The following is an 11,496-nucleotide window of genomic DNA, read 5'->3' on the forward strand; positions in this document are numbered from 1 at the left end:
ACTCGGCTGCGCCAGCGGAAGGTCGGCCTCTGGCAGTGCGTTGCATTCGACCCCCCTGCCGGACGCGGTGAGATTCTGCTGCTCGGTGTCGCTGCTCGATTGAGGCGTGTCGCTCCTTCGGTCCAACTGGACTGCCTCGCCTGTGGGAGGCATGTCCCAGGCCGACCGGAGAGGGACGGAACCTCGACGCGAGGACCAACTGCCCGGATCTGACCCTCTTGTTCGGTCCGCGCGCTCGGATGCTCCCACGGCAGCTGCAGAGTTGGTGTCCTGAAGCTGCGTCCCACGGGCCCACAGTGGTTGTACGGCATTTGCTTCCGAAACAGTGGTGCGCTCCCCGGACGCCGGGCTCATCTCCTTCCGCGGCCGGAACGCATCCCAGTTCTCGACGCCGGAAGCAGATTCGCGCGACGACTCGGTGGGCGCGACATCGGGCAGAGACGGCGGGCGACTGCGGCCGTGGTCGTCCCGCCACACGGTGTGAGGCAGGGGCGGGGACTGCGGACTCGTCCCCAGCGCGGGCCCGCTGAGCCTGTGTTGCAGAAAGACATCGGTTGTGCGCAGCTCGGTGCGTGCGGCGTCCAGGGCGTCCAGAATGTCATGGAAAGCCTCCGTGATCGAACGGCCGAGGTCGGGTTCCGAACGGTGTTCTCCCCGCGGTTCGATGGGGTCGGTTCGCATCACAGTCCTCCTCAGCCGACACGCCCGAAGTGACCGGGTACGGGCAACCGACGCGTCTCTGGTGATCAGATAAGCATCTGAACGATCGAGCATGTCCTTTCCTCGATGCCCCGGCGAACCGAGACCGCGCAAAATCGTTCAGTTGCTCAGTCATACGCATCCCGCCGGAACTTTTCTCAAGTGACCTTCCTCGGTGTGCTTCTCCCTGCAAGTTCAGAGACGCGCTGAGGAATGGTCAACGGGCAGGGTGCGACGGGTGTCTCAGGTCGAGCTTCGGCGGTCGGCCGCCGCGCGGGCCGCGGTTCTTCCGGGAGGCGTACGCCTTGTCGGCGCGCACGCGATCTGGCCGGGTGCGCGGCCTGCCCGGCCCAAGGCGCGGGACACGGACCTTGTTCAGGACAGGCTCGAACCGCGGGGAATCGCCCCGCTGCCCGGCCGTGACCACGATGGACATGGGCTTCTGGCCCGGTTCGACGGCCAGGTGCAGCTTGGTGGTCACGCCGCCGCGCTGGTGGGTTTCCTGGTCGTTGGTGGGTGTGAGCGAGGATCGGGACATGCGTCGTCTGTCGCCTGCTGCGCAGGAGGACCTGCGGTTGCGGGTGGTTGCGGCGCTGGAGTCCGGGCGGTACGGATGTGCGTCCAGGCGGCGGAGGTGTTCGGGGTCTCCGAGCGGTCGGTGGGCACGTGGTCGCGGGTCGTGCGAGCCGAAGGCAGGCGGGCGGTGCTGGCTGCCCGCGTGAATTATGCGCCGGGAAGGGCGAGTTGATCGGCGAGTCCGCGCGCGGGGCCGTGTCGCAGGCGATGCGGGACTACACTCCGGTGGGCGTCGGGCAGAGAGGGGTGCTGTGGACACGGGCCTCGGTGAAGGCGCTGATCAGCCTGGTGTGCGGAGTGTCGATGACTGAGCAGGGCGTGGGCAAGTGGCTGCGTCGTCACGGTTTCCCTCCGCAGCGGCCTGACGCGGCTGGCCTCACCCACCAGCTCGTCCTCAACCGGCTCGACGGCCGGCTTCTCGTTGTGACTCATGTCCGTCCGATCCGGGAGGCGAGGGCCCAGCAGCAGGGCCCCGCCAACCCGTCACATGACGGACTTGCGCGATCTTTCAGGCACGCCCAAGCGGGTCAGGCCAGCAGCGAAAGGCGGGCGAAGCCGCCGGGTGGGATGCCGAGGACGCTTAGACCCTCGAATGTGACCGTCCCTTCGTCGACGACATTGCCCTCGCAGTCGCTGATGCGGTAGACGGCAGTACGGGTGCGGGCCGTACGGACGGCGACCTCGCCATCGTGGGCGTTGACGAGAATCCACTCACTGGCTTCGTGCGGTATATCGCAGAACGCGGGCGCGTACTGGGCGGTGACAGTGGCTCCATTGAGGCTGGCTTCGGCAACCGTGTAGTTGCCGGCGATGCCGGTCACGCGCAGTGATCCGTGCAAGAGCACATCGGAGTACTCAGTCCACAGCTGCATCCAGGTCCGTAGGGTGGCCAGCTGCCGCTCGGACTGACCGGTGAGGGCAACTGAGACCTGTGGCACGCCGAACAAACTGCTGTGGAGGTGCTGGGCCACCCGTTCTGGGCTGTCAGCCTCGCCCCACATGATGGGGTCACTGTGCACGGCGATCCCGTCAGTCATCAGCCTCAGGTCGATCACGCCGGTGCGGTTGACAACGGGGCTGAGGGGACAGTCCGCGACGCGGAGCATGGTGGCACGACGGACCGTGTCCCCGGAGATGTAGGGGGCCCGGAACTCCAGGGACGGCTGAGCCACGTGGGCGGTGAGGGCGTCATGGATTTCGTCCAGGAGACTGAGTGCGGCCTGGGTGACGGAGGGTTCGACCGCGTCGGCGGGCGGTGCCGTTGTGGTTTCAGCGGCCCACCGCTCCAAGAAGTCGATCTTCAGGCCCGCGGCGCCGGTGCTGCCCACCAGGTGGTCGAGACGGCTGATGAGGTGGCTTCGGGCGCGCCGGGAGCGGGGGTCGAGGACAGCGGCTTCCATATCCGGTTCGTCGTACAGGGTGGGGAGGTCGTCGGTGTATGCCTTGGAACGGTGGCCGAGGAAGGGGGTACCGATCCACCACAGGGTGCGCAGTCCCAGGCGACTGATCTTCTCGACGAGTGCGGATGCGTCACCGATCTTGGCGGGGTGGATGTTCCAGTCGCCGCAGGATCCGTAGCCGCGGTCGCAGTCCTCGGTCTGCCACCCGTCGTCGACGATGAGGTTGCCAAAGCCCAGCTTGGCTGCTGCTGCGGCTTCCTCCAGCAGGCGGTCGGGGTCGAGGGCCTGATGGAAGGAGTACCAGGTGCACAGCACCGGAGCGTACTCGGACGGGCTGACCGGGGGGCGGGTCATGCCCAGGGCGCGGCCGACGGTGGCGACCGCAGTCTCGAAGCGGTCGCCGTTGAGCTTGAGAACGATCTCCATGGGGCCTTCGGTGAGATCGGCCTCGAAGGACAGCAGAAGGTCTGCCGTCTCCTCGACCATGCCGGCGCGCATGCGCAGGCTCCCGGACGCAGTCGTGGCACCGAAGGTGACCAGAGCCCGGTCGCCTCGGCCCAGCAGGCTGCCGATCGCGGGACCGGTGAACGGGGTGACGGAGGTGTCGTCGACCCATGACGGAGGCAGCGAGGAGCGGTCGCTGGAGCTGTGTGGGAGCCAGAGGGCCACAGGGTCGGCGGCGGGTAGCAGCAGGACGGCGGTGGCCGTGCTCGGACCGCGCAGCCGTAGGCGCAGCGTTCCGTCCTGGTCGTCGGTCCGCGTCTCGGCGGACACGCCGGCTGCATCGTCGACGGCGGTGATGTAGGCGCGCAGGTTGGACGCGGCGCCGGGCGGCAGCGGAAGGAGCCGGGTTGACTGGCTCCGGGGAGCTCCCGGAATCCAGGGGGTGTCCTCTTCGGGCAGTGAGGTGGTCATGTGGATCCAGTGAAGGAGAAACCGCCGATGATGTGCCGTTGCGCTGCGAAGAAGATGACAACGCATGGCATGACTACGACGATTGCGGTGGACAGGGGCAGTGGGTGCTGGTTCCGTTCACCGAGGTGAAGCCGGCGAGCGCGAGGGGCAGCGTCTTGAGCTGGTCGTCGTCGCAGATGTAGGTCGCGGGGGTGAGGAAGTGTTCCACCCTGTGCCGGTGACGGGCGGTGGTTTCCCGCGGGTGTCAGGCGATCTGCGGTGTGTGGGAGTGGAAGGGCCGTCCGTCGAGTGTCCAGTGGGAATCGGGCGTGATGCCCAGGGCTGCGTAGGCGTGGGCGGCGACATCGGCGTGCCGGAGACTGTCCGGTGCTGTGGAGGGTGCGATGCCGGGGCCGTTCGCGACGATCCAGGCGGTGCGTTCCTCTGTGGTGCGTCCTCCGTGGCCGCCTTCGTCGCGGTGGCCGTGGTCGGTGACGACGATGATGGTCCATGTCTCCGCCGAGGCGTTGGGGCGCTCGCGTACGGCGGCGAGAATCCGGCCGAGGCTTCGGTCCGCGGTCTCGATGGCGCTCCGGTACTCGGGGCCGCAGCCGAGGAAGTGGGCGGTTTCGTCGACGGCGCCGAGGTAGACGAAACTGGCGTCCAAGTCCTCGCCGGAGCTGAGGACCCTGACGGCTTCGGCGGTCACGTTCTCATCGCACTCGTCCCATGCCTCCGGGGTGTCCTCCCGAGGCGCGATGTAGGAGAGCCTGCTGGGAGCGGTGAAGAGCGGTCCGCCGTGTTGCGCGGTGAAGAGTGGAGCCCAGCCGCCGACGGCGAACGTGCGCCGTCCGTGTTCGGCGGCCAGGCGGGTGGTGAAGTCCGGGAAGAGGTCGATGCGGTTGCCGTCGAAGCGGTTGCCCCAGACCGCGTGCTTGGTCACTCCGACGCCGGTGACGATGGTCGTCCAGCAGGGGCCCGACATGGTCGGTGTGTCGTCGTCGATGTGGACGGGCGCGAGGAAGCCGGCGTTCGCGAGTTCGTCGAGGTTGGGGGTGTCCAGCGATGGCAGCAGGTCGAGGCGGACGCCGTCGATACCGACGACCAGGACTCGGGGTGTGGCCACGTTCGGTTCCTTCGTGAGTCGGGTGCCGAGGAGGGCGGGGGTCAGATGGTCCGGCGCAGCCGGATCAGGCGGCTGGCGTAGTCGCCGGCGGGCAGCCTCAGGTCGATGCCCTGCCGGGTCAGAACGGCGCCGCTGTGGGCGATGCCCTCGTCGACGTCCAGGTAGCGGGCCGTGGGGTCCAGGGCCGGCAGGGCGAGCCCGGGGGGCGCGTGGCCGAAGCGGGTTGCGGGGCGCCAGGCAAGGATGGCGTGTTCGGCGCCGTCCTCGGACGCGTAGTGCACGGCCGTCACTCCGCCGAGGCCGTTGAGGCGGTGCTGGCGGCCGTGCTGGATCAGGGAGCGGATCTCCTTGTAGACGGCGACGAGCGCGGCGGCCTCGTCGAGATCCTCCTCGGACCACGTGGTCAGGTCCCCGCCGAGGCCGAGCGCTCCGGCCATGGCGACGTGGAAGCGGAACCGAAGGGGCGTGGTGCGGCCGGTGGCGATGTTGGGGCTGTCGGTCACCCAGGCGGCCATGGTCTGGGCGGGGAAGAGCTGGCTGAAGCCGTGCTGGATGCCTATCCGGTCGACGGGGTCGGTGTTGTCGGAGGTCCAGGCCTGGTCGGTGCGGGCGAGGATACCGAGGTCGGCCCGGCCGCCTCCGCCCGCGCAGGCCTCGATGCGCAGGCCGGGGTGGTCGGCGCGGAGGCGGTCCATGATCCGGTACACGGCGCGGGTGTGGTCGATCCACAGCCGGTCGGGGTCCGGGTGGCCGGCCCAACCGGCTTCGGTGACGACCCGGTTGGCGTCCCACTTGAGCCAGTCGGCGCCGTGATCGCGCACCAGTTGGTCGAGGGTCCGGTGGGCCCAGGCTTCGACGTCAGGGCGGGCGAAGTTCAGCATGAGCTGGTTGCGCAGCTCGGTGGCGTCCCGAGTCGGCGCGTGGATGACCCAGTCGGGATGGGCGCGGTAGAGGTCGCTGTCGCGGTTGACCATCTCCGGCTCCACCCACAGTCCGAAGGCCATGCCCAGGCGGTGCACCTCGTCGGCCAGCGGGCGCAGCCCGTCGGGGAACGCCTTGGGCCGGGGCGTCCAGTCGCCGAGGCCCGCCCGGTCGCTGGTACGGCTGCCGAACCATCCGTCGTCGAGGACGAAGAGTTCGGCGCCCAGACGTGCGGCCAGCTGGGCCAGATGTGTCTGGCCGGGCTGGTCGACGTCGAAGCCGGTGGCCTCCCACGAGTTGTAGAGGACGGGCCGGTCGCGGTCGGGGGCAGGAAGGACGCTGGTGCGGATGTGGGTGTGCCAGGCGCGGCTGGCGGCGCCGAAGCCGCCAGGGGTGTAGAGGCCGGAGAAGACGGGGGAGTGCAGGCTCTGGCCGGGCTGGAGGGTCCAGCTGATTCCCTCGTGGCCGAAGCCCCCGGTCCAGGTGGTCCGGCCGACCGGGTCGCGGTGCACGGCGATGCGCCAACTCCCGCTCCAGGCCAAGGCGGTGCTCCAGACCTCGCCGCCTTCCTCGGTGGCGGTGCCGTCGTCGAGGGCCAGCCAGGGGTTGGCCTGGTGGCTGGTGAGGCCGCAGCGGCTGGTCAGGACGGTCTCGGCGACCGGGAGCCGGTCGCGCCGCAGCTGGAACTCGCTGTTCCAGCCGCCCACGAGGTGGCTGAGCCGGTAGTCGGGCAGTGGCGGTACCGTCCAGGAGGCCGAGTCCAGCCGGTCGACGGTGATCGGACCCGAGTCGTCGGCTCCGGTGTGGGTGAGTTCCACCCAGCGCTCGATGACGTCGCTGTCGGGGCGGACGCGGTAGCACAGTTCGGCGGCCAGTGGGTAGCGGCGGTCGGCCAGGCGCAGGCGCAGCTCCCCGTCGCGGACGGTGTGCCCGGTGAAGTGCCACTGGGCGCCGCGGGTGCCGTCGGCGAACCGCAGCTGGAGGCCTGCGGGCCCGAACCGCGCACCGGTCTGCGAGGCCAGCTCGTCCGGGGCGGGGTCGGCCTCGAAGCTGCTCGCGGCGGGTGAGGTGGCCGCGGGCAGCCCACCGAGGGCGTCGGTGTCGAGTACCGCCCCCCAGTGCAGATGCCGGGGGCTGCCGTCGGCGCCGACGCGCACGGCGTAGACGCTGTTCGGGGTCCGCAGGACGGCTAGCCCGCTAGTGCGGTCGAAGGAGACGGGCGAGGCAAGGGGAGGCACAGGTGGTCCCGGGGGGTGGGGAGTGGTTTGTGACGATCAAGCGCGGAACAGAGGGCCGGTCTTGATGAAGAGCTCCGAAGCACGGAGGTGGCCAGAGAGTAGGAGCATGGAAGCCGAAAAATCAATACTGGACGAAGTTATTTATTTGCTCTAGGTTGCCACCGTGTTTCCCAACCATGCGCAGCCGCTGGTCACCGCACCGGCCGAAACCGCCATTCTCGCCCTGCTGCTGGCCGAGAGCCCGCTCAGCCGGGTTGAGCTGGCCCGCCGGACGGGCCTGTCCTCGACCGCTGTGACCAAGGCCGCTCGGCCACTCATCAACGATGGCTACCTGAAGGAGCTCCCCCCGGAGCGCACCGCTCCGGGCGCCGGACGCCCGGTGAACCCGCTGGCCGTCACTCTCGACCGGGAGTTCTTCGTCGGTGTGAAGATCAGTGCCGACACCCTCTTCGGCACGGTCTGCGACCTACGGGCCCGGATGCGCACCACCGCCAGCCGACCGCTCGGCGACCGCGACCCCGCCGCGGTGTGTGCGCTGCTGGCCGACCTGGTCGCCGAACTGCTCGACGCGAAACCCGAGTACCGCGCCCGCACCCGGCACCTGGGCATCGCGGTCTCCGGTGACGTGGACCGCCACGGCGGGCGCGTCCGCTACTCCGTGCTCCCCGGCTGGCGCGATGTGCAGCTGGCCGAGACCGTCGCCGCGGCGACCGGCCTGACCGTGACCGTGGAGAACGACGTCAAGGCCCTGACCGTCACCGAGCACTGGTTCGGCGAGGGCATCGGCACCGAGTACTTCGCACTGGTCACCCTCGGAGCCGGGATCGGCTCCGGGATCGTCGTCAACGGTGAGCTGGTCGCCGGCGCGTACGGCGTCGCCGGCGAGATAGGGCACATCTGCGTCGACCCCTCCGGCCCCCGCTGCCACTGCGGCGCGGCCGGCTGCGTCGAGGCCATCGCCTCCAGCGACGCAATCCTCGGCACCGTCCGCCGCGCCACCGACGACCCGGACATGGACTTCGACGGCGCCGTTCAGCTCGCCCGCAGCGGAGACCCCGCCGCGCAGGGCGCTTTCGCCAGGGCGGGCCACGCTATCGGCGTCGGCATCGCCACCCTGGTGAGCCTCGTGGGTCCCGAGCGCGTCGTCGTCACCGGAGAGGGGCTCGACACCTACGACCTTTTCGGAGCGCACATCAAGGCCGCCTACGTGGCGCACTGCTTCAAAGCAGCGGCGAAATGCCCACTGACCCTGCGTCCACTCCCCTGGGAGGAGTGGGCCCGCAGCGCCGCCGTCGTCGGCATCCAGGCACTCTTCCCCTGAGGAAGTGCCACCACCCCGATCCCGGGCAGCCGGGATCCCGATCGCAGGCCCGAGCCTCCGGCACGACCGATGTCCGTCACCGCCTGCCAGCTGTGAACGTCGGACACCGGCCACGCCGGACAGCAACCCGTACCTCACACCTCACCCTCAAGGATGCGAAATGAGCGCACGCAGAGCCCAGCTTAGCCGCAGAGGATTCCTCGGCGGATCCCTCCTGTTCGTCGCCGGAGCAGCAGTCGGCTGCACCACCAGCCCGACCGGCGCGGCCTCCGCCGGGGCGAAGACCACTCTGAACGTCTGGTCACACGCCTATGGCGAGGCCGGCACCCAGCAGGCCCTCACCCGTTACGCCGCTGCCTTCACCAAGGCCAACCCGGACATCGCGGTCAAGGTCACCTGGGTTCCCGGCGACTACGGCAGCAAGCTCAACGCGACGCTGCTCACCGACGCCGCCCCCGACGTCTTCGAGATCGGCGACTTCAGCGAGAGCCTCGCCCGGCGCGGCCAGATAGCCGTGCTCGATGACCTCTACGGCAGCGCCAAGTCCGACTTCAACCAGGGCGCCCTCGACATGGTGACCGTCGACGGCAAGCTCTACGGCGTCAAGATGATCGACGACATCATGATGCTCTTCTACCGCAAGAGCGTGCTGTCCAAGGCCGGGATCGCCCCGCCCCGGACCTTCGATGACCTCGTCGCCGCAGCCAAGGAGCTGACCGCCAAGAAGACCAAGGGCCTGTTTCTCGGCAACGACGGCCTGGGCGACTCAGCGGCGCTGGCCGTGCTGTCCAACGGCGGCGCCCTGATCGCCGATGGCAAGGCGGCTTTCGGCTCCCCTCAGGCCGCCCAGGCAGTGGCCGGCCTCCGACGCCTGCACCGGGACGATTCCCTGTTGCTCGGCTTCACGACCGACTGGTGGGACCCCGCGGCGTTCATCCAGAACGTCGTCCCGATGCAGTGGTGCGGCCTGTGGGCGATGCCCGCCATCCAGAAGGCACTTGGTGACGACTTCGGTGTCCTGCCCTGGCCCGCATTCGGCACCGGCGGCAGTCCCGTTGTGCGGGTCGGCGGCTGGAGCAGTTGTGTCAACGCCAAGGGCAAGAACATCGATGCCGCCAAGAAGTTCGTCCAGTGGCTCTGGGTCGAGGGCACCGACCTCCAGATGGACTGGTCGGTAAGCTACGGCTTCCACGTCCCTCCACGTACATCCGTCGCCGCCAAGGCCGACAAGCTGGCCGAGGGCGCTGCCAAGGAGACCGTCACCTTGGCCACCAAGTACGGCAAGCACAACCCCTCCACCTGGAACAGTGCCGTGAGCACCATGTTCAGCGCTGCCGCAGCCAAAATCGTCAAGGGAGGCGACGCGGCTCGGCTCCTGACCGACGCGGCCAAGCAGGCTCAGCCCGAGATCGACAAGCAGCGCTCCTGATGAACCCCGTACCTTCTGCCACGCTTCACAGCAAGCGTGCCGGTGGCCCCGCGGCTCAGCCGCGGGGCGCCGCCCCCATCCGCCGGGCTCGCCCCGACTGGCGGGCCTGGGGGGCCTTCGCACTGCTCGCCGGCCCCATGCTGATCGGCCTGGGTGTCTTCAAGTACGTCGCCATCGGCTGGAGCTTCCTGCTCAGCTTCAGTGAAGCCCGAGGCACCATCTCGCTGGGCCAGTGGGTCGGCCTGGACAACTACCGGACACTGCTGTCCGACGCCGCGTTCCGCCAGTCGCTCACACAGATCGTGCTGTTCACGGTGTTCATCGTGCCCGTGACATTCGCCGCCTCCCTGGCGCTGGCGCTGCTGGTGCACCGGATCCGGCGCGGCCGCGCCCTGCTGCGCACGGCCTTCCTGATCCCGGCCGCCGTTTCCTACGTCGCCGCCTCACTGCTGTGGAAGATGTCCTTGTTCAGCGGCCTGCCGACCAGCATCGCCAACATGGTCGGTGACTGGTTCGGGATGTCTCCGGTTCCCTGGATCCAAAGCACCGAACCACCGCTGTACTGGGCAGTCCTCGTCACCTTGCGTCTGTGGCTCCAGGTCGGCTTCTACATGGTGCTCTTCCTCGCCGGACTCCAGGCCATCCCCAAGGAGATCTACGAGGCGGCAGCCCTCGACGGCGCCACCGGCCCGCGCCTGCTGCGCCGGATCACCCTGCCGATGCTGCGCAACACTTCGGTCGCCGTCCTGATGCTGCAGTTCATTGCCGCGTTCCAGGCTTTCGACGAGTTCTACAACCTGTTCAGCAGTGGGCTCAGCGGAACCGGCACGGCCCCGGTGCAGACCCCGCTGGTCTATCTCTACAACACGGCCATGGGCGCCCAGAACTACGGTCTCGGCTCGGCCGGAGCCTTCGTGCTCACCGCCCTCATCGTCGGCGTAACCCTGCTCCAGGGCCGGATCACCGGCTTCGGCAAGGGTGAGGAGTGAGCGGCATGACCACTGAGCGACATGTCCTGCGGGTGTCACGTCTGCCTGTACGCGGCCTGGTGGCCGGCTTCCTTACGGTGGTGTTCCTCGCCCCCTTCTACCTGATGTTGCGCAATGCGCTGATGGACACGCAGGGCCTGACATCACCGCAGTGGACGTGGTGGCCGTCGACGATGCACTGGGAGAACTTCACCTCCCTTTTCAGCGACCCCACCCTGCACATGGGCCAGGCCCTGGGCAACTCGCTGCTGATCGCAGCGATCACCGCCCCGGTGTCGACGCTGCTGGCTTCGGCCGCCGGCTACGCCCTCGCCCGGATCCCGGTACCCGGGCGCGGCGTCCTGCTGGCGCTGGTGGTGGCCACGCTGATGATCCCGGGCTCGGTGACTTTCGTACCCACCTTCGTGGTCGTCGGGTCGTTGGGCGGGGTGAACACACTCTGGGGCATCATCGTTCCCGGGCTGTTCAACCCCTTCGCGGTCCTGCTGTTCAGAAACTTCTACCTGCAGCTCCCGAGCGAGATTGAGGAAGCGGGACGCATGGACGGGCTCGGCTGGCTCGGTCTGTACCGCCGGATCGCGCTGCCGTCTTCCGGAGCGATGCTCGCCTCGCTCGGCGCGCTCGCCTTCATCGAAAGCTGGAATTCCTTCCTGTGGCCGCTGGTCATCGGCCAGGACCCGTCCGCGTGGACGGCCCAGATCGCGCTGTCGACCTTCCTCACCTCCCAGACCATCAACCTGCCCGGCCTGTTCGCCGGAGCCGTCGTGACCATCGCACCTCTGGTGGTCATGTTCCTGGTCGCCCAGCGCCACATCGTCGAAGGCATCGCCACCAGCGGCCTCAAGGGCTGAGTCGCCTGGCCTGCCCCCCACTGACTCCGGACCGCCGGTCCGGCATTGCGGC

At 68.9% G+C, this 11,496-nt stretch carries 10 protein-coding genes; 5 read left to right on the forward strand and 5 right to left on the reverse strand.

The features are described from left to right. Positions 1-916: 916 nt before the first annotated feature. Complete coding sequence (locus OG293_RS37505; protein WP_406003201.1) at positions 917-1,237, reverse strand: transposase; 321 nt, start codon at positions 1,235-1,237, stop codon at positions 917-919. Between the two features lie 245 nt (positions 1,238-1,482). On the opposite strand from OG293_RS37505, the gene OG293_RS37510 reads away from it, so the two are divergent. Further along, positions 1,483-1,920: a winged helix-turn-helix domain-containing protein gene (locus OG293_RS37510; RefSeq protein WP_406003831.1), complete on the forward strand. Its 438-nt coding sequence runs from the start codon at positions 1,483-1,485 to the stop codon at positions 1,918-1,920. On the opposite strand, the gene OG293_RS37515 is transcribed toward OG293_RS37510, so the two are convergent. The 4 genes from OG293_RS37515 to OG293_RS37530 form a co-directional block, all read right to left on the reverse strand. Further along, on the reverse strand, positions 1,803-3,590 hold the full coding sequence (locus OG293_RS37515) for an alpha-galactosidase (RefSeq protein WP_406003202.1): 1,788 nt from the start codon (positions 3,588-3,590) through the stop codon (positions 1,803-1,805). The genes OG293_RS37510 and OG293_RS37515 overlap by 118 nt on opposite strands. A gap of 73 nt (positions 3,591-3,663) precedes the next feature. After that, positions 3,664-3,798 (reverse strand): hypothetical protein, encoded by a 135-nt coding sequence (locus OG293_RS37520; protein ID WP_406003203.1) that lies wholly within the window; start codon positions 3,796-3,798, stop codon positions 3,664-3,666. A gap of 36 nt (positions 3,799-3,834) precedes the next feature. Next, the gene (locus OG293_RS37525) at positions 3,835-4,695 is read right to left on the reverse strand and encodes an alkaline phosphatase family protein (protein ID WP_406003204.1); all 861 of its coding nucleotides are present in this window, start codon (positions 4,693-4,695) and stop codon (positions 3,835-3,837) included. Positions 4,696-4,736: 41 nt separating this feature from the next. Then, complete coding sequence (locus tag OG293_RS37530; protein ID WP_406003205.1) at positions 4,737-6,854, reverse strand: alpha-galactosidase; 2,118 nt, start codon at positions 6,852-6,854, stop codon at positions 4,737-4,739. Between the two features lie 163 nt (positions 6,855-7,017). On the opposite strand from OG293_RS37530, the gene OG293_RS37535 reads away from it, so the two are divergent. The 4 genes from OG293_RS37535 to OG293_RS37550 all read left to right on the forward strand — a co-directional run bounded on the left by OG293_RS37535 (position 7,018) and on the right by OG293_RS37550 (position 11,444). Further along, on the forward strand, positions 7,018-8,175 hold the full coding sequence (locus tag OG293_RS37535; protein WP_406003206.1) for an ROK family protein: 1,158 nt from the start codon (positions 7,018-7,020) through the stop codon (positions 8,173-8,175). A 160-nt stretch (positions 8,176-8,335) separates the two neighbouring features. Beyond that, positions 8,336-9,604, forward strand: a complete 1,269-nt coding sequence (locus OG293_RS37540; RefSeq protein ID WP_406003207.1) for an ABC transporter substrate-binding protein — start codon at positions 8,336-8,338, stop codon at positions 9,602-9,604. After that, positions 9,604-10,593, forward strand: coding sequence for a carbohydrate ABC transporter permease (locus tag OG293_RS37545; protein WP_406003208.1), 990 nt, complete (start codon positions 9,604-9,606; stop codon positions 10,591-10,593). The genes OG293_RS37540 and OG293_RS37545 overlap by 1 nt, the downstream gene beginning before the upstream one ends. Before the next feature lie 5 nt (positions 10,594-10,598). Next, the gene (locus tag OG293_RS37550) at positions 10,599-11,444 is read left to right on the forward strand and encodes a carbohydrate ABC transporter permease (RefSeq protein WP_406003209.1); all 846 of its coding nucleotides are present in this window, start codon (positions 10,599-10,601) and stop codon (positions 11,442-11,444) included. Positions 11,445-11,496 lie beyond the last annotated feature (52 nt).

This window comes from Streptomyces sp. NBC_00829, assembly GCF_045161795.1.
Classification (GTDB): Bacteria; Actinomycetota; Actinomycetes; order Streptomycetales; family Streptomycetaceae; genus Streptomyces.

Coding starts and splice junctions, on each gene's coding strand:
- OG293_RS37515 (WP_406003202.1), bottom strand. CDS start 3,590: ATGACCACCTCACTGCCCGAAGAGGACACCCCCTGGATTCCGGGAGCT.
- OG293_RS37510 (WP_406003831.1), top strand. CDS start 1,483: ATGCGGGACTACACTCCGGTGGGCGTCGGGCAGAGAGGGGTGCTGTGG.
- OG293_RS37545 (WP_406003208.1), top strand. CDS start 9,604: ATGAACCCCGTACCTTCTGCCACGCTTCACAGCAAGCGTGCCGGTGGC.
- OG293_RS37550 (WP_406003209.1), top strand. CDS start 10,599: ATGACCACTGAGCGACATGTCCTGCGGGTGTCACGTCTGCCTGTACGC.
- OG293_RS37540 (WP_406003207.1), top strand. CDS start 8,336: ATGAGCGCACGCAGAGCCCAGCTTAGCCGCAGAGGATTCCTCGGCGGA.
- OG293_RS37505 (WP_406003201.1), bottom strand. CDS start 1,237: ATGTCCCGATCCTCGCTCACACCCACCAACGACCAGGAAACCCACCAG.